Raw genomic sequence first — 24,509 nt, 5'->3', positions numbered from 1 at the left:
GAAAGCCTTCACCTCCGAAATGTTAAGGTAACCGTCGTGCCTTGATTCTCCTTAGAGGCAAGCGATACATCGATATCTAATTGCGTACTGATCGTTTCAACTAAATAAAGACCGATCCCAGTTGCCTCTCCTGTTTGCCGCCCATTCTGACCTGTATAAAAGGGGCGGAAAACCCGGGGGAGATCCGCTGCTGCAATCCCGCAGCCTTCATCTGCGATCGTTAAGCTTCTAGAAAAAGGATCGATCTCAAAATAGACTTTACTGTCTGGCTTTGAGTACTTGATGGCGTTGCTGATGAGTTGAAAGAGCAAAATACCTAGCCATTTTTTGTCTGTTGTCACCGTGATATCTGCTTCACTCATCAGCTTCGGATAGACTTCACTGCGAATAAAATTTCGCTTCTGGTCACCGATACTGTGTTTTAACAATTCCAACAATGAGGCTGATTCGATAACGAAGTCCTCCGTGAAATCTTCCAAGCGCACAAAATTCAGCGCAGTCGCCAAGCCACTTTTTAAGCGATCTGTTTCAGCCAAAAGATCATAGCTATCGACTTCTTCACTTTCAGCCATTAGCGCCAAAACTGAGACAGGTGTTTTCATTTGATGAACCCAGATATTCATGAAACGAATATGATTTTGATGGTGCTGATCTAATTCTGTCAGCCGCTCTTGCTCTTGCTGTTCATGGGCATCGAACTGCTTGCGCCATTGCTTGGAAAGGTAGCCATTGCTTCGGTGTGTCGCTCTTCCATGCTTGATATACTGATAAAACGCAGTATTGGAAAGGTAATCTACCAAATAAACAAGAACAATGAACAGCCCGAATAGAAGCAGACCATAACCAATTACGAGGTAATTTCGATAGCCATCCAACCAAATCACTAAAACGAACAATGAAATGGCTAGGAACGTAACGAGTAGTTTAGGTAAATGAACACTTGCATATGCTTTCATTCTTCCGTACCTATCACTGATAAGGCGTAGCCCTTTCCGCGAATCGTTTGGATCGGATCATTGATGCCCATTGCCGCCAGTTTTTTTCGCAAACGGCCGACATTGACAGAAAGCGTATTGTCATCAACGAAGCGCTCATCATCCCATAATAGATTTAAGATCCGTTCCCGTTTGACCATCTCTGGGTGTGCCGACATTAACAGGGTCAATAATTCTCCTTCTCGAACAGTCAGCCATTCACTGGATTCACGATAGACCATCTTCAATGCTTCGGGATAGTAGATCAATTCGCCAGCTTTCAAACTTCTCGCCCGATCAGACTGTGCATAATCCCCGTAGACTCTACGAATGTGGCTTTTTACTTTTGCCAGCAGCAAATCATAAGAAAAAGGTTTGACTAGATAATCATCCGCACCATATTCTAGAGCCATCACTTGATCCATATTGCCGTCACGGGCGGAGATGAAGAGAATTGGAACCAACGAACGTTCCCTGATTTTTTGGCACCAATAAAACCCATCATAATAAGGTAGATTGACATCCAACAAAACCAAATCAGGTTGGATCATCAAGAATTCATCTAAAACCGCAGCGAAATTTTCTGGAACAAAGGTTTGATACGCATAGCGGGATAATTGATTTTCCATCATTTTGACTAACGATTTATCATCTTCGACCACGAATATTTTCATAGAAATCCTCCTGTTTTCTCTAAAGTTTACCAAAACTGCGTGAAAAAAACTGCAAAATTCCAGCTTTTTTAAAAAAAGTGTACTTATTTATTGTAAGCAAAATTATTTTATAGTATACTACGTTTTGTGATTAAAACTTACTTAAAGTAAAGGTGGAAAAAAATGAAAAATATTTTAGTTGTTAAAGCCAATAACCGTCCTGATGGAGTATCTGCAAAAATGTTTGATACGTTCGTTGAAAATCTTGATACCAACAATGTGGACGTTGTAACCTTTGATGTGTACGCACAACCAATGCCTTATATCGGTCAAACGTTATTTGAAGCATTTGGCAAACTTTCACAAGAACAAGAATTAAACCAAGAAGAACAAGAATTGATGACTGTCCGTCAAGACGTGATGAACAAATTCGCAGCAGCGGATACCATCGTTTTCGCTTTCCCAATGTGGAACTTAACGATTCCTGCTGCCTTGCACACATTCATCGACTATATCTTCCAAGCTGGCTTTACTTTTTCTTATAACGAAGATGGTTCAATGAACCAATTATTGAAAGACAAAGAAATCGTTCTATTGAATGCCCGTGGTGGTGTTTACTCAGGCGAAATGAGCGCAATGGAAAACGCTGTAACCTTTATGGAAAAAGTTTTCGGTGGTATGTTCGGCATGAACATCACAGAAGAAGTAATCATTGAAGGCCACAATGCAGATCCTTCTAAAACAGCAGAAATCATTGCTGAAGGTTTAGAACGCGTAGCAGCTGCTGCGAAAAAATTCTAATCATTGCTATCAATCAACTCCTCAACAAAGCGCTATTGCTTGTTGAGGAGTTTTTTTATCCAAAAACGTAGCTCGTCCATGGGATCGATAAAATAAAGAAGCCCCTTAGAACACAGCGGTCTAAGGGGACTCTTTTTATTTTGATGCTTTCCAATCAACAGGCAACAGCTCTTCTAGCGTCATGATTTTTCCTGCTGCGATCATGACCTGCGTGTTATGGTTGGCAGGATCCAGCTGGCTGATGAATTCACGGCAACGACCACAAGGTGGGATCGGCTCACCTACCGAATTGATTGCAACCATCTGTAACACCCGCTGCTGACCATCAGTGATCATTTGCGCAGCCGCAGCCTGTTCGGCGCAAAAACCCATAGAACAGCTGGTATCGATACAGATCCCTGTATAAATCTGTCCATCTGCAGTAGCCAGAGCTGCCGCGACACTCCCTGCTTCTACAAATTGAGAGAGCTGTCTGAATCCCAGTTTTTGCTTCGCGGCATCGATCAGCAACTGAAAGTCCATTTTTCTTCCTCCAATAATAAGCTGGCTCATGGTTAAATGAACCGTTTAAGCACCCGCCATGATTTTCGTCAATAGCTCAGGATCAAAGGTCTTTTCCCGCAGCATCGCGATTTCATAGCCATAAGGGGCTTTTTTATTCTTTTTGTCTTCGCCAACATAGGGTGTTTCCAAAATTTTCGGTAACGCTGATAATTGCTCATGATGAACGATCTTATTCAAGGCTTCAAAGCCGATCGTGCCAAAACCAATATTCGCATGTCGGTCTTTGTGGCTGCCCTGTGGATTTTTTGAATCATTGACATGGATGACCTTCAAGCGATCCAACCCGATGATTTTGTCAAACTCGTTTAACACGCCGTCAAAGTCTTCTTTGACATTGTAGCCAGCATCGTTCGTGTGACAAGTATCTAGTGTAACGGATAATTTTTCATTTAAGGTGACACCATCGATAATTGCTGCCAATTCTTCAAAGCTGCGACCAATCTCGGTGCCTTTACCTGCCATTGTTTCTAATGCGATCTGGGCAGTTTGATTTTTTTCAAGGACCTCGTTCAAGCCTTTAATGATCTGCTTGATCCCAGCTTCTGGTCCTGCACCGACATGGGCACCGGGGTGCAATGTGATTTGAGTTGCACCTAAAGCTTGGGCTCGTTGGATTTCTTCTTGTAAGAACGAAACAGCAAAGCCAAAGTTTTCTGGTTTGATGGTATTGCCTAAATTAATGATGTACGGGGCATGGACGACGATATTCGAAATTCCTTTTTCCGTCATAAAATCTTGTCCAGCTGCGATCTGCATCTCTTCGATCGGTTTGCGCCGCGTGTTTTGCGGAGCTCCGGTATAGATCATAAACGTAGTAGCTTGATAGCTAGCTGCCTCTTCTGCTGCTCCTAAAAGCATTTTTTTGCCGCTCATTGAAACGTGTGAACCAATCAACATTTTTCTTTTCCTCCTAAATCTAGTCTTCTCTATTATCGATAAAAGCGCCTTGTAAAGCGATTATTTTGCTCATTGCCGTATTTTTTTTATCAAGCGAGTCCAAATAACATCAGAACACCCGTCATTAGCGGCATACTTATCAAAAAGCTAATGGAAGAAACGAACCCCACCGCTTCTTCCTCCATTCCAGCAATCACGGAATTAATGACACCGAATAAAGGAATTGGAGCAAACACTAACAAACAAAGAACTGGCTTTAATAAAACTGGGATTGGTAAAACATAGAAAGCTGCGAACAGCACGAATGCCAGTCCGTACCGCAAGCTTAAAATTTTGATCACGGTTTGGGTGGTGTGCTTCGGTAAGCGGAAATCCAAAAATAAGCCAATCATAAACATGGACAAAAACGTATTTGCGATCCCGATTGGTTGGACAAGCGCCAATGCCGCTTCGGGAATCCTCCAATCCGCACTGCGGATAATCAGCATCACTAGATAAATAGTAAACGTTGGCGAACGCAGGAGATTCAAAAAGATTTTCCCTGGTTCAAACGTCGTCCGCTTTCCAATCAAGAATTCGATGAAAATCGTCGTTCCCCCTGCCAACATGATACTGTTCCCCATATCAAACAGCGAAATCAACGGAATCCCTAAAGGATAAAAGCTTTGGGCAAAAGGAATCGCAAAATTGCCGATATTAAAGCCTGAACCGCAGTACATCGCAAACTGCTGCAGCGTGTTCGATTCTTTTTTGGTCAAGAAAAATGCGAAGAGGATCTGAACGATCGTAATGATCAACGCGATCACAATCAAACTAAGCGCACTGACTTGTACTTGCATTGAAGCTAAATTCAAAATGATTGCTGCCGGTAACGTCACATTCAAAATAATTTTGGATAAGATCGAGCCATCCGCTTTTGAAAGGACATTTAGCCGCTTAAGAAAATACCCTAAGAAGATCATGGCAAATAAACCGGTGGCATTCAACACTATATTTCCCATTCCAACAAAAACCCTTCCTCTACAAAAATTTGAAAAAAGCGAACCAACAAGGCGGTTCGCTTTTTGCGATTAAAATGTTAATAAGAAATATTTTTTCTTGCCACGACGAATCACGACGTATTTTCCACCGATCCGATCACTTGCTTGGAGCTCGTACGTTAGGTCTTGGACGCGTTCCCCATTGATGTAGATGGCACCATTTTGAACGTCTTCTCTTGCTTGACGTTTTGATGGTTCGATTTTAGCAGTCGTCAACACTTCAACGATGTTCAAAGAATCATCTGCTGTTACCTGATGGCTTGGCACCCCTTTGAAGCCTTGTTCGATCTCTTCAGCGTTCAATTCTTTGATATTGCCGCTGAATAAACTTGCTGAGATACGTACGGCTTGTTCATAAGCCTCTGCCCCATGAACCAAAGTAGTGACTTCTTTTGCCAAGGCTTTTTGTGCTGCTCGAGATTCTGGTGCAGCGTTAAATTCTGCTTCGATCGCAGCGATTTCTTCTAATGATAAGAAGGTGAAATATTTCAAGAATTTGACTGCATCACGATCATCCGTATTGATCCAGAATTGGTAGAACTCGTAAGGCGTCGTTTTCTTGGCATCTAGCCAAACCGCATTGCCTTCTGTTTTCCCAAATTTCGTTCCATCTGCTTTTGTGATCAATGGCATAGTCAAACCGAACCCTTGGACTTCACGCTCACGACGTAATAATTCGATCCCAGAGGTGATATTGCCCCATTGATCGCTACCGCCTAATTGCAACAAGCAACCGTGGTTGTCGTAAAGATTCAAAAAGTCATAGGCTTGTAATAGCTGGTATGCAAATTCCGTGTAGGAGATCCCAGTTTCGATCCGACGTTTGACACTTTCTTTGCTCATCATGTAATTGATGGTAAAGTTTTTCCCAGTGTCGCGCAAGAAATCAATCAGTTTCAATTCCCCTAGCCACTCATAGTTATTGGCAATGATGGCAGGATTTTCTTGGTCATCAAAATCAATGAAGCGAGATAATTGGCTCTTGATACTTTGTGACCATTCTAAAACGGTATCTAGTGTGTTTAATTGACGTTCTTGATCTTTAAAGGATGGGTCACCGATCATTCCTGTACCACCGCCTACTAATGCGATCGGCACATGTCCGTTTTGTTGGAAACGGCGCAACATCAAAATAGGCAATAAATGACCAATATGCAGGCTATCTGCGGTAGGATCAAAGCCGATATATAGTTTCACAGACTCTTCATTTAATTGTTTGGTCAAGGCTGCTTCGTCTGTGGTCTGATGAACTAATCCGCGTTGCTTTAGCTCTTCAAAAAAGTCTGTACTCATTCTTTCTCCTCCTAATAATTGCTTCATTGTTCATCTTAACTGAAAAAGAGGTCAATGAAAAGTCTTTCTCTCAAAGTCCTTTACCAAAAAAGAAACTTTTAGGCAAATCCGTTCATTTTCCTTTATTATCGCTGGTTCAATACAAACACCAACTGGCATTTTCTCGCACACTTCTTTCGATAACAGATAGGGTGCTACCCAAGCGCCTTGTTTTTTGCTATAATTACACGGAATCTATTCTAATTTATTGAGGTGACTCTTTTTGTCCCAGAAAACGAAAAATCAAAAGAATACAGAAAACAAAAATAGAGGCTGGTTCTATTTCAACATCAGTCTTAGGGTTTTACATGCCTTGTTCTTAGTTGCTATTTCTTTGCTGGTTCTAGGCGGTTCTTTAGCCTTAGGGATCGGTGCCGGCTACTTTGCTTTTCTTGTGGAAGATACCGCAGCTCCTTCTAAAGATGAGTTACAAAAAGAATTGACCGACATCACAGAGACTTCTCAACTCGCATACGCTGATGGCAGCAAAATCGCAACGATTCGCTCGGATCTAATGCGAACGTCGGTTAATTCCGATCAAATTTCAGATTATTTGAAAAAAGCGATCATCGCAACAGAGGATGAATATTTTAATATTCATAATGGGGTCGTACCAAAAGCAGTCGTGCGGGCATTATTATCAGAAGCGACAGGCTTTGGCGGCAGCGGGGGTTCCACTTTGACCCAGCAGCTGGTAAAACAACAAATCCTTTCCAGTGAAACGACCTTTAAACGCAAAGCCAATGAGATTTTATTAGCCATGGAAGTGGAAAAATTTTTCGATAAAGATGAGATCGTCACTATGTATTTAAACATCTCCCCTTTTGGTCGAAACAATAAAGGGCAAAATATCGCAGGTGTGCAAGAAGCGGCGCAAGGAATTTTTGGCGTCAACGCAGCTGACCTGTCTTTACCGCAAGCAGCCTTTATTGCGGGTCTGCCACAAAGCCCGATCGTCTACAGCCCTTATACAAATACGGGTGAGATCAAGGAAAACTTGACCGCTGGCTTAGAACGAAAAGACTTCGTGCTCTTCAGTATGTATCGTAACCACGATATCACGAAAGAAGAATACGAAGAGGCGCTTAATTATGACTTGAAACAAGACTTCAAAAAACAAGAAGCCATTGAACAAACGGATCAAAGCTTCCTTTATTACACTGTGTTAAATGAAGCAAAAGACATTATTGCCAAACAGCTGGCAGATGAAGATGATGTCAGTGACGAAGAATACGCCAAAGAGGAAACCTATCAAAAATACTTCGAATTGGCGCAGCAAAAACTTGTTAATGGCGGCTATACCGTCACATCAACGATCGATAAAGATATTTATAATGCGATGCAAGATGCCGTCGACAAATACGGCTATATGCTAGACAACTGGGGTGACTCCACCATCGAAGTCGGCAATGTCATGATGGACAACGCCACTGGGAAAGTACTAGGCTTTATTGGCGGTCGTAACTATGCTGACAATCAATTCAACCATGCCTTTGATGCCAAACGCCAAGCAGGTTCAAGTATCAAACCCATGCTGGTTTACGGACCGGCGATCGAAAGTGGCTTAATGGGCTCTGAATCGATGGTTTCTGACTATGCCGCAAAATGGCGGACAGGAGAAAACGCCGGTGAGCCGATCGTCAATGCCACAAACCGTGGAACCAATACTTTTATGTCGATTCGTGAATCATTGGAGGTTTCCAGTAATATCGCAGCGACAAATATTTTCCAAGATCTTTGGGAAAAAGAAGGCGATCATTTTTATGCCTACACAAATTATTTAAGCAAAATGGGCTATCCCGAAGATAATAGCTGGGCGTATGAATCAGCGCCGTTAGGGGTTACAGATGTCACAGTCTTGAATCAAACGAATGGCTTCCAAACATTTGCCAATAATGGTGTTTATCAGCAAGGCTATATCATCGAATCAATCAAAGACAATGAAGGCGAAGTGCTTTACCAGCATGAAGCCAAACCTGTCCAAGTCTTTTCAGAAGCGACGGCTTCCATCATGACCGACATGATGCGTAGTGTCATCGATGAGCAAAAAACCAGTTCCTTTAAATCGGTTATCAGCGGATTGGATTGGAACCTCGGAAATGCCGATTGGGTCGGAAAAACTGGTTCCACCAACAACTGGTCGGACTCTTGGCTAGTCGTCTCCACCCCATCGATCACCATCAGCAGCTGGTCAGGTCGAGATGACAATAAAGGGACCGATAGCGCTGCAGGAACTCGGACAGCCAACTATATGGCTTACTTGATCAATCGTATTTATCAAACAAACCAAGAAGTCTTTGGTGTGAATCAGAAGTTTGAACTTTCTAGTGATGTCAAAAAAGCTCAAGTTTCCAAGTTTACTGGTACCCAACCAGGAGGAACCGTGCGAGTCGATAATCGAACCTATACCAATCCAAGCAGTACCGTTACTTCGTATTGGGCCACTGGCGGACCAGATACGGTCGATTTCAAATTTGGACTCGGTGGTTCAGATGCAAACTATGCTGACTATTGGAAAAAAGCATCTTCTAGCCGTTCAACCAATCGTTCGTCGAATACATCATCGAATAACGGATCCAACAATGTTACACCTACGGCAAATGATGAGGATGACGATGAGGAACAGCAAGACAATAATCAACAAAATACTAACAATGATGATGACTGATCAGCCTTGTGCTGATCAGTTTTTTTATGCAAAAAAAAAGTGTGAGGAGAAAATCCATAGATTTTCTCCTCACACGAACGATCGTTGAAGCAAAAAGTGGAACAACAAGGCGTTGTTCCACTTATCGTTTGATCAAATCGTTGCTTATTTCGTAGAGCTTTTTTCTGAAATACCGTAAGGCAAGACGATCGTTTTTTGTTCTACATCTTCTTTGTTCATCATTTTTGTCAATAGACGCATCGCAACGGCACCCATATCATACAATGGTTGCGTCACACTTGATAAGCGTGGACGAGCTGCTTCAGCCAATAATGAATTGTTGCTGGTGATGATCTCGAAATCTTCAGGAACTTTAACACCTTTGTCTAACAAACCATCTAAGACGCCGATGGCTAACTCATCGTCTGTGACATAAGCTGCTGTTGCACCACTGTTGATGATGCGATCAACTAAGGCTAAGCCTTCTTTAAAGCTGTATGGTGATTCGAAGATCAACCCTTCAGAATAGTCAAGGTTGTTTTCTTTCAAGGCTTCTTTATAGCCTTTCAAGCGGTTTTGGCCATTGATTGGATCGATCAAAGCACCGCTGACAAAAGCGATTTTTTGATTGTTTTTCGCCAATAATGAAACAGCATCTTTGGCAGCTGCTGTGTAATCGATATTGACGCTTCCTACTTGTTCATCAGGATCGATCGAACCAGCTAAAACGACTGGTGTTTTTGAGCGAGAGAATTCTCCGCGAATTTCATCCGTGATGCGATGACCCATGAAGATAACGCCGTCCACTTGTTTTGCTAACAAGTTGTTCAAAACGTTGACTTCTTTCATTGTATCGCCATCAGAGTTGGCTAAGATGATATTGTATTTATACATGGTCGCTACATCATCGATCCCACGAGCAAGTGATGAGAAGAACATATTGCTGACATCAGGAATGATGACACCAACAGTCGTGGTCTTTTTACTTGCCAACCCTCGAGCAACTGCGTTTGGACGATAATCCAAGCGGTCGATCACTTCCAGCACTTTCTTACGAGTTGCTGGTTTTACATTTGGATTTCCGTTGACTACCCGTGAAACAGTTGCCATCGATACATTCGCTTCCCGTGCAACATCATAAATCGTAATTGTTTGTTTTTCCATGATATATCTCCCTTATTCTATTTTCAGAAAATCTTATTTACATTTCTTTGTTAGGATAGCAAATTTTTTCCGTATTTGCAACCGTTTTAATTTTGTTTTCATGAAAACTTAGCAATTTCCTACTTTCCCCGCCCCTATTCTCTTCGAAAGCATGATAAAATAGAAAAAGAATACTTGAAAGAAGGTTTTTTCAAATGAATGATAAAAAAATCAATGAGTTAAATGGCTGGTTGAAAACCAATGGCGCAGATGTTGCCTATATTTCTAATCCAGCAACAATCGCTTATTTTTCAGGTTTTAAAAGTGAACCTCATGAACGGGTCCTTGCTTTGTTTGTCGCACCTGGAAAAGATCCCTTTCTTTTCACACCAGCTCTGGAAGTAGAAGAAGCAAAAAATAGCGGCTGGCCTTTTGACATTATCGGTTATCTCGATAGCGAAGACCCTTGGGCGAAAATCTGTCAGGAATTGACCTCTCGTTACCAAGTTTCTTCCTTGGCACTAGAAAAAAATGACCTTTCCGTCGAGCGCTATGAAGCATTGAAACGGTTTTTGCCACAGACCGATTTTTCTTTAGATGTGACTCCGGTCATTCAAAAAATGCAGTTAACTAAAACGGCTGCTGAGATCGACACCTTGCTAGAAGCTGGCAACTGGGCAGATGTTGCTTTTGAGATTGGGTTTGCTGCCATCAAAGAAGGCGTCAGCGAAATGGCAATCGTGGCAGAAATTGAGTACGAGTTGAAAAAGCGTGGGGTTTCCCATATGTCCTTCGATACAACGGTGTTAGCTGGTGCCAATGCAGCAAGTCCTCATGGCGTACCTGGTGACCGCAAAGTGACTGCCAATGAACTCGTCTTGTTTGACCTAGGGGTCGTTTGGAAAGGATATTGCAGTGATGCAACCAGAACGGTTGCCTATAAAGAACCGACTGCATTACAAAGAAAAATTTATGACATCGTTCTTGAAGCAGAACTAGCAGCGCAAGCAGCGGTCAAACCTGGGATTACCGCTGGAGAATTAGACAAGATTGCTCGTGATGTGATTACTGGCTATGGCTATGGCGACTACTTCAACCATCGTCTAGGTCACGGCATCGGGACCACGGTTCATGAGTTCCCCTCTTTGATCACTGGCAATGATTTAGTGATCGAAGAAGGCATGTGCTTCTCTATCGAACCGGGCATTTATTTACCAGATCAGGTCGGTGTCCGCATTGAAGACTGTGTGTATGTCACAGCAGATGGCTGTGTACCTTTTACCAAGACAGCAAAAGAATTATTGATCTTATCTTGATTTTCCTAATGAAACGGTGCAACATGTTGGCATTACATGAAAAGGAGTGTTCTTATGAGTAAAAAAGTGTTGGTTTTAGGCGGTACGCGTTTTTTCGGTAAATATTTGGTCCAATCACTAATTGATCAAGGATTGGACGTGACGATCGCTACCCGAGGGAACACAAAAGATTCCTTTGGCGATCAAGTCAACAGAATCATCTTCGATCGCACGGACGAAGAAAGTATCAAAACGGCATTAACAAAAGAAACCTATGAGGTCATTTTTGACAATATTGCTTATACTTCCAACGACATTGAGATTCTACTGCGTCATGTCACACCGAAGCGCTACATCGTTACTAGCTCAATGTCTGCGTACCATGAATTACACTTCGATTTGATTGAAGCGGATTTTGACCCTGCTAAAGAACCCTTCAGACTGGTCAGCTCTGAGGAGGTCGATTATGCACAAGGCAAGCGAACCGTGGAAGAGATCCTGACCCAAAAATACAGTCAGATCCCGTCCGTTTTTGTCCGCTTTCCTTATGTGATCGGTGCAGATGATTACACAAAACGTTTTACCTTTTACATTGACCATCTGATAAAGCAAAAGCCAATGGCTGTCGATAATCTAACGCATCAAATGGGCTTTGTGGATGCCCAAGAAGCTGGTAAATTTTTAGCGTTTCTAGGTACTAGCTCGTTCACAGGACCCATCAATGGTGCGTCAAAAGGTACAGTTTCCTTAGAAGAAGTGCTGCAATACGTAACGAAAAAAACTGGTCTTTCCCCGCTCTTTTCAGAAACAGGCGATCAAGGCCCTTATAATGGTACACCTGCTTATTCGATCAATGTGGAGCTCGCTGAGGAAATTGGTTTTTCATTCAGTCAACTGCAGGATTGGCTCTATCAACTTTGCGATTGGGAAATCGCCCAAGCATCAAACGAATAACTACCAAAATCACAAAAAACGTTCGCCGATTTAACTGGCGAACGTTTTTATCTTTTGAAGTAATCAAATTTTTGTATCCTTACTTATGCTTCAGGATTGTTTTTTTCTAATGTATCTTTTAATTCTTCTTTCGCATCTTCTAAGTCAGCTTTGGCATCTTTTGTTTCTGCTTTCGCTGTTTTTTTGGCATCATCTGCTGCTTTTCCAGCTTCTTTTTTCAATTCAGCTGCGGCTGCTTGACCGTCTTTTTTGGCTTCTTCAACGACAGGTTTTGCTTCTTGTGCCCCTTCTTTGACGGTTTGTTTCATATCCGCTGCAGAAGATTTTGCATCAATGATGATATCTTGCACCGTGTCATCAGCGTCTACTTTGGCATCTTTCGCTGATTCTTTGACCTCGTTCGCTGATTTTTTGAAGCGTTCTGATAGATCACCTGCTTGTTTCTTTAACTCTTCAACGGTTTCTTCTGATGAACCAGCTGCTGTTTCTTTTAAGTCATCGACTTTCGCTGTTAAAGAACCGGTGAAGTCAGATGCTTGCTCGCTTAGTTTTGCCGCTTTGTCTTTAGCGATATCGACAAGATCCGTACTTCTTTCTTTGGCTAAATCACCATAATCAGATGCTTTATCTAATAAATCGTCTGCTTGTTTTGCTAATTTATTTCTTAATGTTTTACCAGATTCTGGCGCCAACAAAAGTGCTGCTGCTGCTGCCGCTGTTCCTCCGATGATTGCTCCTAATAAAAATCCGCCTTTTTTACTCATTGAAAGTCCTCCTTTTATTTTTGGTTATTTTTGTCTTTGAAAAATTTCATGGCTGTTTGACCGACTTTTCCAGCTACCGTTGCTTTGGCAGTGGTCCGGCCAAGACTACCCACGCGCGTAATTAAATTTTTTCCAGAAACATTTAGTTCTGAAACACTGGTACTTAGATCTGCAACTGCTGTGAACAAAGGATCGATGGTTGCGACTTTTCCGTTCACATCTTGTAAAAGCTCATTCGTTTTTACCAAAAGACCTTCAACCTCTTTTGAAAGAATATCAACGTCTTTGGTAATGACACGGATGGTTGTGTTTGCCTCTTCGACCGTTTTGTCTACTTTGGTCATTGTCTTGCTGACTTGCATCAACAAACGAACGACGAAAATGACCAATACGACAAATGCAATCGCAGCAATCAATGCAGCTAGTTCTCCTCCTGACATAGAATGGCTCCTTTCCCCATTTACTTATATTAAGAATAGCATTTCACTGCACTTTCTACAAATAAAAGACTGCATTTTTAAGAAAATTATCCGCTTTCAACAGGAAATAATAAAAAAACAAAGCAATTTCATCAGAAATCGCCTTGTTTAGGAGTTTTTGTTATTTTTTTGACGCTTTCGGTGCTTCTTTGACTTCTTTTTGAGCCGGAGCTAGTTCTTTTCCTAACTCGATCAAATACTCTTTCAAGCTGTCTTTGACTTCAGGGTGCACTAGACCATACTCGATACTTGTTTTTAAGAAACCGAATTTGTCTCCAACATCGTAACGCTTGCCATTAAATTGATGAGCAAACACGCGTTGGGTTTTATTTAATGTGTCGATGGCATCCGTCAATTGGATCTCGCCACCAGCACCTGGTTCTTGATTGGCTAAAATATCAAAAATTTCAGGGGTCAGCAAGTAGCGACCAATAATTGCTAAATCACTTGGCGCATTTTCTGGCGCTGGTTTTTCAACAAAGTTTTTGACATTGAACAAGCCTTTTTCAACTTCCATACCAGGATCAATGATCCCGTATTTTGATGTATCTTCATGAGGAACATCCATGACAGCGATCGTTGATGCATGCGTTTTTTCATAATTATCGATCAACTGTTTCGTCAATGGTACTTGATCTTCCATCAAGTCATCACCTAGCATAACTACAAACGGTTCATTTCCGACAAATGCCCGAGCCTGTAATACGGCATGGCCTAATCCTTTCGGATGAGATTGGCGAATGAAGTGAAGATTTACGTCAGTTGTTTCTTCCACTAATTTCAAAAGCTCCGTCTTGCCTTTTTCTTTTAGATTCATCTCTAATTCTAAATTGGCATCGAAATGGTCTTCGATTGGACGCTTTGCTTTCCCTGTTACGATCAAAATATCTTCGATCCCCGATTGTAAAGCTTCTTCCACGATAAACTGGATCGTTGGTTTGTCAACAATCGGCAACATTTCTTTTGCCATTGCCTTTGTAGCTGGTAAAAATCGGGTACCTAGACCAGCTGCTGGGATAACTGCTTTTTTAACATTCATGTGACTCGCTCCTTTAATCATAATGATTGATCTACCGAAAATTCGTTTTCTTCTTTGCCGTCTCGCAGCATAATATCTTTCGCTGCTTGCTTGATGTCTTTGCCTTCATACAAGACCGAATAAATCGTTTCTGTGATTGGCATTTCCACCGACAAAGCTTCTGCTAATTCGCGGGCAGCTTTTGTGGTTGAAACTCCTTCAACGATCATCCCCATATTGTCTAATACTTCATCTAAGCTATGGCCTTTTCCTAATAGGTTTCCTGCACGCCAATTCCGTGAATGGACACTGGTACAAGTGACGATCAAATCGCCAACCCCACTCAATCCGATAAAGGTTAAAGGATTGGCACCCATTGCCACACCAAGACGACTGATTTCTGCTAACCCACGGGTCATGATCGCTGCCTTCGCATCATCCCCAAAGCCAAGTCCTGCGATAGCACCGGCACCAATGGCGATGATGTTTTTCAAAGCGGCGCCAGTTTCGACACCGATCACATCGTTATTCGTGTAGATTCTAAAGTAATCATTCATAAATAGCTCTTGTACATACTTAGCAGCCGCTTCATTTTCTGAAGCTGCCGTGATCGTCGTGATATCATGGACAGCGACTTCTTCAGCATGAGATGGTCCTGACAAAACAACGATTTCTTGCCGTTTATCAGCTTGGATCTCTTCGGCAAGTACTTCTGAGATTCGTTTATGACTGCCTTGTTCTAACCCTTTTGAGGCATGGATAATGACTGGCTTGCCAGTTGTTTTCTTAGTGAATTCTTGTGCCACGGCACGAATCGCTTTAGTTGGTACGACAAACAAGACGGCATCTGCCCCTTGGATCGCCTCTTCTAAATCTTTACAGCCTAGAATATTTTCAGGAAGCTTCAGATCTGGCAAATAATGCCGATTCGTATGATACGTATTTATTTCATCGATTTGGGCGGGATTGTTCCCCCAAATAGTCACTTCATGTCCATTTTCAGACAAGACTTGTGCCAAAGCAGTCCCCCATGATCCGGGACCTAAGACGGCGATTTTCTGTTTCACTATGGAAACCTCCTCTATCCTTTTCGCAAATTCATGCACTTCATCATTTTACCATAATTTCGATAAAATAACTGTTTAGATAATCGCTTGGTTCTTACCAAAGCTGCGGTTGTAATCCTTTAACGCTTGTTTTTTCCTGCGCCAGATCATTAAAGCGATCGCTCCAAAGAACAATAAAGCGGAAAGTGCCTGTGACACACGGATTCCACCAAATAAGTATAAACTATCGGTACGCATTCCTTCAATAAAGAAGCGCCCGAATCCATACCAAATCAAGTAGCTTAAGAAGACTTCGCCTTCTTTTAATAACCCAGCTTTCTTACGCAAGAAGATCAAAACGACAAATCCAATCACGTTCCAAACCGATTCATAAAGAAAGGTCGGCTGCCGAAACGCTTCATCGATATACATATTATCGATAATAAATTTCGGTATATACAAACTTTCTAAAAAAGAGCGGCTGACTTCTGCTCCAAATGCTTCATGGTTCATAAAGTTGCCCCAACGCCCGATGCCTTGAGCCAATAAGACACTTGGTGCGGCGATGTCTAAGAAGGTCCAGGGAGAAATAAAATTTCGTTGACAGAAAAAGTACAGCCAGATCCCCCCAGCGATCAATGCGCCGTAGATGGCGATCCCACCAGAGCGAATATTGAAAATTTGACTTGGGTCATCAATGTAGTATTGCAAGTCAAACAGAATATAATAAAGCCGCGCACCAATGATCGATACTGGCAATCCAATCAACATAAAATCAGTCACATCATCTGGCTTGAGCCCGACACGAACCGCCTCTCTCGTGCTTAACCACATAGCAATGATCACGCCTGATACGATAATGATCGCATACCAATAAATCGGCAAACCAAATAGTTCAAATGCGACTCGATTTACTAAACCTAACATCTATCTTATCCTCTCTAGTTTCCAGAATTTTCTTCGATCAATTGCGTCAATCGATTTTCAAAGGTCTTCGTTGCATCGTAGCCCATCGTTTTCGCTCGGAAATTCATGGCAGCGACTTCGATAATGATCGCAACATTTCGACCAGTTTTTACGGGGATCTTGATTTGTGGTACATCGACGCCACCAATTTCAACCGTCGTATCATCGGTTCCTAGTCGGTCATACTTTTTGTCTTTCGCCCAAGCTTCTAAATACACTGCTACTTGAACCTGCATATACCCTCGTACGGCACTGGCACCAAAAAGATTCATGACATCGATGATCCCGATCCCGCGGATCTCGATCAAGTGCTGCAAGATTTTCGGCGGTTCCCCTACCAAAGTCAACTCATCTTGCTTATACACATCCACACGGTCGTCAGCGATCAACCGATGCCCACGTTTGATCAACTCTAAGGCTGTTTCGCTTTTCCCAATTCCGCTATCGCCTTGGATCAAAACGCCCAAACCATAGACATCCACTAATACCCCATGGACACTGGTTCTTGTTGCTAAACGCCCATCGAGAAAACTAGACAGCTCTCCTTGCAGACGTGACGTTGAGATGGGTGAACGTAGAATCGTAATCTCGTGTTCTTTGCAGGCTTGAATCATTTCTGCTGGTACTTCCAAGCCGCGAGAAACGATAAACCCTGGGGTATCCTCAGCACACATTTTGCGCATCACCATCAAGCGTTCTTCTGGCATCATTCGTTCCGCAAAGGTGATCTCTTTGCTGCCGAATAATTGCAGACGATCATGGGAATAGTAATTAAAATAACCCGTCAATTCCAAACCAGGTCGGGAAATATCGCCGGTAATGATTTCTCTTTCTAAACTGTTTTCAGTTCCTTCAACTATCTCTAAATTTAAAGCCTCCGCCAGCTCGCTGACTTTGACGGTTTCTGCCATAGGTTTTCCCTCTTTTCTCAATGATTCTTGCCGCTGCTTCTTTTAAACGACACTCTGGTTCTATTTTATCATTCTATCAGTAAAGTTACTACCTTCGCCAATAGAAGTCCTCATTCTTTTTCGTTTGTGTTATTATTTTACTAAGGAGGGATTTTTAATGAAATTTTCAGCATACAAGTATCAACGCCCTGATTTTCCAGTCTATCAAGAAACATTCAAAAAAGCATTAGCAAACCTTCAGTCAGCCGATACCTTCTCGGAGGCGAAGCAAGCCCTTGATGCTTTGAACGAACTAAGAGGAACGATCGATACTGCAATGAACTTGGCTTCGATCCGCTATTCGATCGATACCAACGATGCCTTTTATGAAGCAGAAGACACTTTTTGGAATGAATACCAGCCTCATTTTGAAGCTCTGGATTTTCAATTCTATCAAGCACTCCTGGCTTCACCTGTCTTAGATGAATTAAAAGCCGAATATCCAGAAACACTTTTTTTATTTGCCGAAAGCCGTGTGAAGCTTTTTGATGAGGCCTTGATCGAATTATTTCAAAAAGAAAACCAATTGGCTTCCGATTACAGCAAATTGGTCGCTTCTGCCCAAATCGACTTCCAAGGAGAAACCTATACCCTCGCACAACTGCGACCATTTACCGAAAACAAAGATCGCGGTGTTCGAAAAGAAGCGTTTGAAAAACAAACGGCTTTCTTCACGGAAAATGAAGACCGTTTTGATCAAATTTATGACGAGATGGTCAAGGTTCGTACCGAGATCGCCCACAAGCTCGGCTTTGAAAATTATGTTGCCTTTGCGGATACCCAAATGAATCGTTGGGACTATGATCGTTCAATGATCGAGACCTATCGTCGGGAAATTTTAGAAAAAGTCGTCCCAATTACCCAAAAACTGTACCAAAGACAGGCGCAGCGTAATCAATTAACTCAGGCAACCTTTACCGACCTGCCGCTTGTTTATCCTAGTGGTAACGCAGAGCCTAAAGGAACTCCTGAAGAACTAGTAGAAAAAGCCCGTGTGATGTATCAGGAACTATCCCCTGAAACTGGCGAATTTTTTGATTTTATGGTCGAGCATGACCTACTTGATCTACTAAGCAAAAAAGGCAAACAATCTGGCGGCTATTGTACGTTTATCCAAGACTATCAATCGCCATTTATCTTTGCCAACTTTAACGGCACTTCTGGCGATGTCGATGTTTTGACCCACGAAGCTGGCCACGCGTTTCAAGCCTTTCGCTCTCGTTGGATCAAAGAACCGGAAATTCTCTTTCCCAATTATGAGTCTTGCGAGATCCATTCAATGTCGATGGAGTTTATCGCCTGGCCATGGATGGATGCTTTTTTTGAAGAAGAAACAGAAAAATACAAATTTGCGCATCTTGCTAGTAGCCTGCAATTTCTGCCTTATGGCGTTTTAGTGGATCACTTCCAACAAGATGTTTATGAGCATCCCGAATGGTCACCAGCACAGCGCAAAGCCCGTTGGCGGGAATTAGAGCGCCAATATTGCCCAGAACGGGATTATTCAGAATATCCAGACCTTGATCGTGGCTTGTATTGGTTTAGACAAGGGCATATTTTTGAATCACCTTTCTATTATATCGATTATACATTGGCGCAAGTGTGTGCGTTCCAATTTTGGTATCGATTCATCGTGGCAAAAGACGAAACCGCTTGGCAAGATTATTTGGCCATCTGCGAAGTCGGCGGCACGAAAACATTCCTTGAGATCCTGTCTCTTGCTCATTTGCGTTCACCTTTTGAAAAAGGGGCGCTTGATGAGACGTTACAGGCAGTAGATACGTACCTTGCTGCTATCAAAGAAGAACAGTTAAACTAAAAAAGACGTTTCCGTTTCTCCACTAGCTTGATAGCTAGTGGGAGAAAACGTGAAACGTCTTTTTAACGTGAATATTTTTCGATATGGTGTTCGGTCACGATCATATTGATCACTGACATGATCAGTGCCACTAATAAAGCAGCCCCAAACGAGGAAAAGCCGAAGTTGGCTGACCCAACAAAATATGAAGTCAAATTCAGCATGAGCGCATTGATCACAAAGGTGAAAAACCCAAGCGTCAGTAAAGTCAATGGAAATGAAATGACGATCAAAATTGGTTTAATCAAAGCATTCAGGATCGACAGTACGAAACTGGCGATCACTGCAGTCATAATGCTTTGAACGTGGATCATATTTGGTAATAGAACCGCCAATGTGACAAACGTCAGTGTATTCATGATAAGCCGTTGAAAATAAGACACTAGAAGTCACTCCAGTCCTCATCCTCCACCTTTTCCGCTTCTTTACGGGGACGATTTGCTTCATTGTATTTGTTTTGTTTGTAGTAGTGATTGTCGTGACCATATCCTGAGGTGCTCTTGCGTCCTGAAGGAATCAAGACCGCCATGATGATATATAAAGTGATTCCAGGGAACCCAGCAGTCACTAAAGATAGAAAGACATAGATCACGCGAACGATGGTTGGATCGATTCGCAAGTATTCTGCCAGACCCCCTAGAGTACCTGTAATGACAACGTTATTGGCTGATTTTGTTAATTTTTTGTTCATTTATCTACACCTTCCTTCTTTTCTTTAATGAGTGTAAACCCAGCGATTCTTATTTGTCTGTATCTTTGATAAAGACATTTCCTGTTGTTGTAGATAGATCAATTTGAGCGACTTTATCGGCAACCCGACGGAATTGCAATAGTTGGTTTAGGCGTTCTTTTTTCTCACGCACAACTTCCATCTCGCTTAAACGATTGTTGATGCTACCTAAACTTGTTTTTGCGATCCCTTCAAAACCGATTCCTGTCGGTAATGCTACTTTGACATTCCCATTTACAGAGCTGGCGTTTAATTTTTGGACCGTTTCTTCTTTGTAGGTCACACGGATGTTGCCGTTAACTAAAGAAATACCGGTATTTTGTGGCGTTGCTGTCAACGTAACGTCGCCGTTCACCGTTTCAATAATGGCATCTAAAATCTCACCCTCTTGAACAGTGATCGTTCCATTCACGCCTTCAATCTCTAACATCGATGCGTTTACTTTGCGGAAATCGATATTGCCGTTTGTTGATTTTGTATAGACATCTTTCGCATCCAATTCATTGAATGTAACATTGCCGTTCAACAATTTCACTGCCACATGATCATAGGTACGTTTTGGCAAGTAGAAAACGAGATCGGCACGAATGCGTTTGTTGGGAATTTGGAAAGAGATGCGTTCATCATCGACATTGATTTGGCTTCTTGCTTCAAAAGCATCGAAAGGCTCCGCCGCATCCATTTTACCATATAGTTTGATTTTGGCATCTACTTTGACACCTGGTTCATCCCATAATTGGAAGGAAACATTGCCGTTTGCCAATTTCACATCGATCAATGTCGCTGCCGTTTCATCATAGCTAAATGTGTGCTCAAATTTTGTCGCTGCAACACCAGGAACTTTCAAGTTGATGTCTTTCCATTCCATGTTGTCATTGACTGACTCTGTCACTGCCCGAACCGTTTTCTTCAAGAAGTGTCCGAAGTGTGTGCTGGCATCGACCATTTTTTCACTTACTTGGTTGAAGGTGTCAGTCGCTTGCTCTTTCCAATCCTCTGGAATATCTAATTTTTGAGAAATTTTTTCTTTTGTTTGAGACCATTGGTCTTTGCGAATATTTTTTAATTTTGCTTCCAATTCTGCTTTTTCTTCAGATAAACCATCTAAGGTTTCTTCCAAGGCAGTAATAGTCGCTTCTGTTTCGTGACGCGTAGCCAATTCATCTTCTGACAATTGATCCAACTCTTCTTTGGTGTTCAATTGCATCAGTGTTTCTTGTGCTTCTTTTAATTCTTCTTTGACGCCAAGAATTTCAGCATTGATTTCGTCCAACTCAGCAGATGCTTGGTTGGCTTCCGTTGCTAAACCATCGAGAATCTTTTCAAGATTTTCTTTGTCTTGCGCTTCGTTTTGACGAAGTTTTTCTTCGCTGTCAAACGTGAACATCTCATCGTCGTTTTCAGTATCATCAAATGGGCTTGTCGCATTCTTATCCGCGGTTACCTCAGCAGCAGCTTTGTTAATTTGTTTTTCGTCTTTGGCTTTTGCCATACCTTCTAGTAAATCCAAGGCTTCTTCTGTAGAAAGCACACCTTTTTTTACTAGATCCAATATACGTTCTCTTTCGTTCATGGAAATTGCCTCCTTCAGCAAATGTGTGATTGCAAGTTTAGCTTACGAACCTATTATGCCTTGTTTTTACAAAAGTGTCATAGGTCTTAAGTACCAAGTTTTTCTCAATCTGCAGATTGGCAAGCAAAACCGACACTTTTTCTTCATTACACTAGGCTCAAAACGATCTTCCTATTATTAACAGTACCACGAAAAACCAATAGAAACAAAAGTTTCAGCTAGTAGAATTCTTAAGGAATAGGCCTGCTAGAGTAAATGAGTGATTGCTCCTTTCACTGCAGGTCGGCGACGAAAAGCATAGACGGCTCAACTAGTAAATTTCAGGGACGATAGAATCGATTTCCATTGGCCATCTTTATGGAGGAGCCATTTTCTAATTTGCCTATCCTGTTCACGTCATCGATTGAAGCGATTCTTCCAAATCAAAAAGACCGCCGAGAGAAGTTACTCCTTAAAGGACAACTTCTTTCGACGGTCCGTCCCATCTCTTTTAAAAGAGATATGTGATCAAGAACCCAAGCTGGTTTCTTAAATCATTTCCGTACGGTTTGTATTCAATTCACTGATTTTCCCAGTAGCAAGATACACGATCCATTCACAAATATTCGTTACGTAGTCACCGATACGTTCTAGGTACTGAGCAACGGATAAATAATCGGTCCCGCTGACAACTGTTTCTGGATTTTCTTTCATACTCTCGATCGTTTTGTAATAAATGTCTTTGTAATATTCATTGACCCGATCGTCCATTTGAGCGATCATGCGGGCATCATCTTGATCGGTTTTTACATACGCCACTAAGACATTATCAACCATTTTTTTGACGTAATCCGACATATCTGAGATTTCTTTTTCGATTTCGGCGATCCGCGTTTCGCCTTTGACCCGAATCGTTGACTTCGCGATGGATACCGCATGATCCCCCATCCGCTCCAAGTCAGAGCTGGCTTTCATCACGGTAATGATCATTCGTAGATCGGTCGTTACTGGTTGTTGCAAAGCAATCATCTCAAAGCTCTTTTTTTCTAAACGAACTTCCATATTGTTGATCGCCAAATCATTTTCAATTACTTCCTGCGCAATTTCTTTGTCATGTCTGACATATGCTCGCACAGATTTATGAATGGCACTGCTGACTAGCATCCCCATTTCATAAAATTGATTGTGTAAATTTAATAATTCTTCTTCAAATTGTGTACGCAACATCCCTTTTCCTCCTAACCAAATCTTCCTGAGATATAATCTTCTGTTTCTTTTTTGCTTGGACTTAGGAACACTTTTTTCGTGTCATTGAACTCGATCAAGTTGCCGTCCAAAAAGAACGCGGTTTTATCTGAGATTCTTGAAGCTTGTGACATGTTGTGGGTCACGATGATCATGGTGTAGCGTTCTTTCAGTGCTAGAAGGGTATTCTCGATTTTCCCTGATGAAATGGGGTCTAACGCACTGGTTGGTTCATCCAGCAAAATGATTTCTGGATCGACAGCCAATACCCGAGCGATACAAACCCGCTGCTGTTGTCCACCTGATAAAGAAAGCGCACTTTGGTGAAGTTTGTCTTTGACATCTTCCCAGACAGAAGCTGCTTTCAGGCTTTCTTCTACCGTCTTATCAAGAATCGCCTTGTCCGTGACTCCTTTTAATTTTAACCCATAAATCACATTTTCGTAAATTGAAAAGGGAAAAGGATTCGGTTGTTGAAAAACCATCCCGATTTCTTTGCGCAAATCAACGATGTCTTGCTTTGGACTATAAATGTCTTTCCCTTTATAGACAACACTTCCTGTAATTGTCACACCAGGGATCAAATCATTCATTCGATTAAGAGAACGCAAGTAGGTCGATTTCCCACAACCTGAAGGTCCGATCATTGCAGTGATCTCGCCTTTTTTGATGGAAAGGTCGATCCCTTTCAATGCTTCTTTTTTTCCGTAGTATAAATGCAGATCTTTCGATGTAATAATTTCTTCTGCCATTGTTTTGCCTCCGTTTACTGATCGAATCGGCTCAGCCAAAATGACCGGATACGTAATCTTCTGTTGCTTTAATTTTTGGACGAGTAAATATCTTACGGGTCTCATCGTACTCGATCGCATTTCCTAAGTAGAAAAAGGCAGTATAATCGCTGATCCGAGCAGCTTGCTGCATATTATGGGTCACGATGATGATTGAATAGTCGTTTTTCAAGTTGATAAGAGTTTCTTCCACTGTCCCTGTTGAGATTGGATCAAGGGCACTAGCTGGTTCATCTAGAAGCAAGATATCTGGTTTCATCGCAATTGCTCGAGCGATACACAGACGTTGCTGCTGTCCACCGGACAATGCCAAAGCACTTTTATCTAAGCTGTCCTTTACTTGATCCCAAAGTGCGGCTTGTTTCAAGCTGGTTTCGACTGCTTCATCCAATTTCTTTTTGTTTCTTTCTCCATGACGTCGCAAAGCAAAGGCGATATTGTCATAGATCGATTTACTGAAAGGATTTGGTCGTTGGAAAACCATGCCGATACGCTTACGCATTTCGAAGACATCGACTTCTTTGGTATTGACGTCGACTCCTTTATACATGATGTTTCCTGTGACTCTCGTGTTTGCGATCCCGTCATTCATTCGATTCAAAGAACGCAGATACGTTGATTTTCCGCAACCGGAAGGTCCGATCAATGCGGTGATTTTATTTTTTTCAAATTGTAGATCAATGCCTTTGATGGCTTCATTTGATCCATACCATACATGCAAGTCAGTGGTATAAAGCGCCACATCTTCTGGTTTATCGAAGGTAATGATATTTCGATCGTCCCAATTGTAATCGTTCATACTGTCATTCT

Annotated in this window: 24 protein-coding genes; 5 read left to right on the top strand and 19 right to left on the bottom strand. The window is 42.0% G+C overall.

Annotated features, from left to right (window positions below; all coding sequences use genetic code 11):
• Window positions 1-8 precede the first annotated feature (8 nt).
• Both IGK61_RS06940 and IGK61_RS06935 read right to left on the bottom strand, forming a co-directional pair.
• Window positions 9-956 (bottom strand): sensor histidine kinase, encoded by a 948-nt coding sequence (locus tag IGK61_RS06940; protein ID WP_154694402.1) that lies wholly within the window; start codon window positions 954-956, stop codon window positions 9-11.
• Window positions 953-1,648: a response regulator transcription factor gene (locus IGK61_RS06935; protein WP_167827428.1), complete on the bottom strand. Its 696-nt coding sequence runs from the start codon at window positions 1,646-1,648 to the stop codon at window positions 953-955. Before IGK61_RS06935 ends, IGK61_RS06940 begins: the two co-directional genes overlap by 4 nt.
• Window positions 1,649-1,810: 162 nt before the next feature.
• On the opposite strand from IGK61_RS06935, the gene IGK61_RS06930 reads away from it, so the two are divergent.
• On the top strand, window positions 1,811-2,428 hold the full coding sequence (locus tag IGK61_RS06930; protein WP_005225804.1) for an FMN-dependent NADH-azoreductase: 618 nt from the start codon (window positions 1,811-1,813) through the stop codon (window positions 2,426-2,428).
• Window positions 2,429-2,563: 135 nt separating this feature from the next.
• On the opposite strand, the gene IGK61_RS06925 is transcribed toward IGK61_RS06930, so the two are convergent.
• The 4 genes from IGK61_RS06925 to tyrS form a co-directional block, all read right to left on the bottom strand.
• Entirely contained in the window at window positions 2,564-2,950 is a 387-nt protein-coding gene (locus IGK61_RS06925; RefSeq protein WP_074535701.1) for a cytidine deaminase family protein, read from the bottom strand.
• 45 nt (window positions 2,951-2,995) lie between these two features.
• On the bottom strand, window positions 2,996-3,889 hold the full coding sequence (locus tag IGK61_RS06920; protein ID WP_005225802.1) for a deoxyribonuclease IV: 894 nt from the start codon (window positions 3,887-3,889) through the stop codon (window positions 2,996-2,998).
• 89 nt (window positions 3,890-3,978) lie between these two features.
• Window positions 3,979-4,890 carry an AEC family transporter gene (locus IGK61_RS06915; protein WP_074535700.1) on the bottom strand — a complete coding sequence of 304 codons (912 nt, stop codon included), beginning with the start codon at window positions 4,888-4,890 and terminating at the stop codon, window positions 3,979-3,981.
• A 69-nt stretch (window positions 4,891-4,959) separates the two neighbouring features.
• Window positions 4,960-6,222 carry a tyrosine--tRNA ligase gene (tyrS, locus tag IGK61_RS06910; RefSeq protein ID WP_010748012.1) on the bottom strand — a complete coding sequence of 421 codons (1,263 nt, stop codon included), beginning with the start codon at window positions 6,220-6,222 and terminating at the stop codon, window positions 4,960-4,962.
• Window positions 6,223-6,484: 262 nt separating this feature from the next.
• Here tyrS and IGK61_RS06905 point away from each other — a divergent pair, with 262 nt between their 5' ends.
• Window positions 6,485-8,929, top strand: coding sequence for a transglycosylase domain-containing protein (locus tag IGK61_RS06905; protein WP_074535699.1), 2,445 nt, complete (start codon window positions 6,485-6,487; stop codon window positions 8,927-8,929).
• A 144-nt stretch (window positions 8,930-9,073) separates the two neighbouring features.
• Here the strand turns inward: IGK61_RS06905 and ccpA are convergent, their stop codons facing one another.
• Complete coding sequence (ccpA, locus tag IGK61_RS06900) at window positions 9,074-10,072, bottom strand: catabolite control protein A (protein WP_008378470.1); 999 nt, start codon at window positions 10,070-10,072, stop codon at window positions 9,074-9,076.
• 194 nt (window positions 10,073-10,266) lie between these two features.
• Between ccpA and IGK61_RS06895 the strand changes: the two genes are divergently transcribed.
• Both IGK61_RS06895 and IGK61_RS06890 read left to right on the top strand, forming a co-directional pair.
• Entirely contained in the window at window positions 10,267-11,367 is a 1,101-nt protein-coding gene (locus IGK61_RS06895) for a M24 family metallopeptidase (RefSeq protein WP_005225797.1), read from the top strand.
• Between the two features lie 54 nt (window positions 11,368-11,421).
• The gene (locus tag IGK61_RS06890; protein ID WP_074535698.1) at window positions 11,422-12,300 is read left to right on the top strand and encodes an NAD-dependent epimerase/dehydratase family protein; all 879 of its coding nucleotides are present in this window, start codon (window positions 11,422-11,424) and stop codon (window positions 12,298-12,300) included.
• An 83-nt stretch (window positions 12,301-12,383) separates the two neighbouring features.
• Here the strand turns inward: IGK61_RS06890 and IGK61_RS06885 are convergent, their stop codons facing one another.
• The 6 genes from IGK61_RS06885 to hprK all read right to left on the bottom strand — a co-directional run bounded on the left by IGK61_RS06885 (window position 12,384) and on the right by hprK (window position 17,484).
• Window positions 12,384-13,064, bottom strand: a complete 681-nt coding sequence (locus tag IGK61_RS06885) for a YtxH domain-containing protein (protein WP_074535697.1) — start codon at window positions 13,062-13,064, stop codon at window positions 12,384-12,386.
• A 14-nt stretch (window positions 13,065-13,078) separates the two neighbouring features.
• Window positions 13,079-13,504: a DUF948 domain-containing protein gene (locus tag IGK61_RS06880; protein ID WP_005235398.1), complete on the bottom strand. Its 426-nt coding sequence runs from the start codon at window positions 13,502-13,504 to the stop codon at window positions 13,079-13,081.
• 160 nt (window positions 13,505-13,664) lie between these two features.
• Window positions 13,665-14,582, bottom strand: a complete 918-nt coding sequence (galU, locus tag IGK61_RS06875; RefSeq protein ID WP_074535696.1) for a UTP--glucose-1-phosphate uridylyltransferase GalU — start codon at window positions 14,580-14,582, stop codon at window positions 13,665-13,667.
• Between the two features lie 17 nt (window positions 14,583-14,599).
• Window positions 14,600-15,628, bottom strand: coding sequence for an NAD(P)H-dependent glycerol-3-phosphate dehydrogenase (locus tag IGK61_RS06870; RefSeq protein WP_167826706.1), 1,029 nt, complete (start codon window positions 15,626-15,628; stop codon window positions 14,600-14,602).
• 75 nt (window positions 15,629-15,703) lie between these two features.
• On the bottom strand, window positions 15,704-16,534 hold the full coding sequence (gene lgt / locus IGK61_RS06865) for a prolipoprotein diacylglyceryl transferase (RefSeq protein ID WP_074535694.1): 831 nt from the start codon (window positions 16,532-16,534) through the stop codon (window positions 15,704-15,706).
• Between the two features lie 14 nt (window positions 16,535-16,548).
• The gene (gene hprK / locus IGK61_RS06860; RefSeq protein WP_005225790.1) at window positions 16,549-17,484 is read right to left on the bottom strand and encodes an HPr(Ser) kinase/phosphatase; all 936 of its coding nucleotides are present in this window, start codon (window positions 17,482-17,484) and stop codon (window positions 16,549-16,551) included.
• A 157-nt stretch (window positions 17,485-17,641) separates the two neighbouring features.
• Here hprK and IGK61_RS06855 point away from each other — a divergent pair, with 157 nt between their 5' ends.
• Window positions 17,642-19,342, top strand: coding sequence for a M3 family oligoendopeptidase (locus tag IGK61_RS06855; RefSeq protein WP_016610290.1), 1,701 nt, complete (start codon window positions 17,642-17,644; stop codon window positions 19,340-19,342).
• A gap of 62 nt (window positions 19,343-19,404) precedes the next feature.
• Here IGK61_RS06855 and IGK61_RS06850 read toward each other — a convergent pair whose 3' ends face one another.
• The 6 genes from IGK61_RS06850 to pstB (IGK61_RS06825) all read right to left on the bottom strand — a co-directional run bounded on the left by IGK61_RS06850 (window position 19,405) and on the right by pstB (IGK61_RS06825) (window position 24,498).
• On the bottom strand, window positions 19,405-19,764 hold the full coding sequence (locus IGK61_RS06850) for a phage holin family protein (RefSeq protein WP_005225788.1): 360 nt from the start codon (window positions 19,762-19,764) through the stop codon (window positions 19,405-19,407).
• The gene (locus tag IGK61_RS06845; RefSeq protein WP_005225787.1) at window positions 19,764-20,072 is read right to left on the bottom strand and encodes a PspC domain-containing protein; all 309 of its coding nucleotides are present in this window, start codon (window positions 20,070-20,072) and stop codon (window positions 19,764-19,766) included. The genes IGK61_RS06850 and IGK61_RS06845 overlap by 1 nt, the downstream gene beginning before the upstream one ends.
• Before the next feature lie 49 nt (window positions 20,073-20,121).
• Window positions 20,122-21,684, bottom strand: coding sequence for a daptomycin-sensing surface protein LiaX (gene liaX, locus IGK61_RS06840; protein ID WP_010748005.1), 1,563 nt, complete (start codon window positions 21,682-21,684; stop codon window positions 20,122-20,124).
• A gap of 528 nt (window positions 21,685-22,212) precedes the next feature.
• Entirely contained in the window at window positions 22,213-22,890 is a 678-nt protein-coding gene (gene phoU, locus IGK61_RS06835; protein WP_005225785.1) for a phosphate signaling complex protein PhoU, read from the bottom strand.
• A gap of 11 nt (window positions 22,891-22,901) precedes the next feature.
• Window positions 22,902-23,660 (bottom strand): phosphate ABC transporter ATP-binding protein PstB, encoded by a 759-nt coding sequence (gene pstB / locus IGK61_RS06830; protein WP_005235379.1) that lies wholly within the window; start codon window positions 23,658-23,660, stop codon window positions 22,902-22,904.
• A 31-nt stretch (window positions 23,661-23,691) separates the two neighbouring features.
• Entirely contained in the window at window positions 23,692-24,498 is an 807-nt protein-coding gene (gene pstB, locus IGK61_RS06825; protein ID WP_005225783.1) for a phosphate ABC transporter ATP-binding protein PstB, read from the bottom strand.
• Window positions 24,499-24,509 lie beyond the last annotated feature (11 nt).

This window comes from Enterococcus sp. AZ063, assembly GCF_051715045.1.
GTDB lineage: Bacteria > Bacillota > Bacilli > Lactobacillales > Enterococcaceae > Enterococcus_D > Enterococcus_D casseliflavus.
Note: the sequence above shows the minus strand (reverse complement) of the source record. Positions and strands in the feature narration are given on the sequence as shown.

What these genes read in the sequence shown, in the direction of transcription:
- IGK61_RS06940 (WP_154694402.1), bottom strand. Translation starts at nt 956, where the DNA reads ATGAAAGCATATGCAAGTGTTCATTTACCTAAACTACTCGTTACGTTC.
- IGK61_RS06935 (WP_167827428.1), bottom strand. Translation starts at nt 1,648, where the DNA reads ATGAAAATATTCGTGGTCGAAGATGATAAATCGTTAGTCAAAATGATG.
- IGK61_RS06930 (WP_005225804.1), top strand. Translation starts at nt 1,811, where the DNA reads ATGAAAAATATTTTAGTTGTTAAAGCCAATAACCGTCCTGATGGAGTA.
- IGK61_RS06925 (WP_074535701.1), bottom strand. Translation starts at nt 2,950, where the DNA reads ATGGACTTTCAGTTGCTGATCGATGCCGCGAAGCAAAAACTGGGATTC.
- IGK61_RS06920 (WP_005225802.1), bottom strand. Translation starts at nt 3,889, where the DNA reads ATGTTGATTGGTTCACACGTTTCAATGAGCGGCAAAAAAATGCTTTTA.
- IGK61_RS06915 (WP_074535700.1), bottom strand. Translation starts at nt 4,890, where the DNA reads ATGGGAAATATAGTGTTGAATGCCACCGGTTTATTTGCCATGATCTTC.
- tyrS (WP_010748012.1), bottom strand. Translation starts at nt 6,222, where the DNA reads ATGAGTACAGACTTTTTTGAAGAGCTAAAGCAACGCGGATTAGTTCAT.
- ccpA (WP_008378470.1), bottom strand. Translation starts at nt 10,072, where the DNA reads ATGGAAAAACAAACAATTACGATTTATGATGTTGCACGGGAAGCGAAT.
- IGK61_RS06895 (WP_005225797.1), top strand. Translation starts at nt 10,267, where the DNA reads ATGAATGATAAAAAAATCAATGAGTTAAATGGCTGGTTGAAAACCAAT.
- IGK61_RS06890 (WP_074535698.1), top strand. Translation starts at nt 11,422, where the DNA reads ATGAGTAAAAAAGTGTTGGTTTTAGGCGGTACGCGTTTTTTCGGTAAA.
- IGK61_RS06885 (WP_074535697.1), bottom strand. Translation starts at nt 13,064, where the DNA reads ATGAGTAAAAAAGGCGGATTTTTATTAGGAGCAATCATCGGAGGAACA.
- IGK61_RS06880 (WP_005235398.1), bottom strand. Translation starts at nt 13,504, where the DNA reads ATGTCAGGAGGAGAACTAGCTGCATTGATTGCTGCGATTGCATTTGTC.
- galU (WP_074535696.1), bottom strand. Translation starts at nt 14,582, where the DNA reads ATGAATGTTAAAAAAGCAGTTATCCCAGCAGCTGGTCTAGGTACCCGA.
- lgt (WP_074535694.1), bottom strand. Translation starts at nt 16,534, where the DNA reads ATGTTAGGTTTAGTAAATCGAGTCGCATTTGAACTATTTGGTTTGCCG.
- hprK (WP_005225790.1), bottom strand. Translation starts at nt 17,484, where the DNA reads ATGGCAGAAACCGTCAAAGTCAGCGAGCTGGCGGAGGCTTTAAATTTA.
- IGK61_RS06855 (WP_016610290.1), top strand. Translation starts at nt 17,642, where the DNA reads ATGAAATTTTCAGCATACAAGTATCAACGCCCTGATTTTCCAGTCTAT.
- IGK61_RS06845 (WP_005225787.1), bottom strand. Translation starts at nt 20,072, where the DNA reads ATGAACAAAAAATTAACAAAATCAGCCAATAACGTTGTCATTACAGGT.
- liaX (WP_010748005.1), bottom strand. Translation starts at nt 21,684, where the DNA reads ATGAACGAAAGAGAACGTATATTGGATCTAGTAAAAAAAGGTGTGCTT.
- phoU (WP_005225785.1), bottom strand. Translation starts at nt 22,890, where the DNA reads ATGTTGCGTACACAATTTGAAGAAGAATTATTAAATTTACACAATCAA.
- pstB (WP_005235379.1), bottom strand. Translation starts at nt 23,660, where the DNA reads ATGGCAGAAGAAATTATTACATCGAAAGATCTGCATTTATACTACGGA.
- pstB (WP_005225783.1), bottom strand. Translation starts at nt 24,498, where the DNA reads ATGAACGATTACAATTGGGACGATCGAAATATCATTACCTTCGATAAA.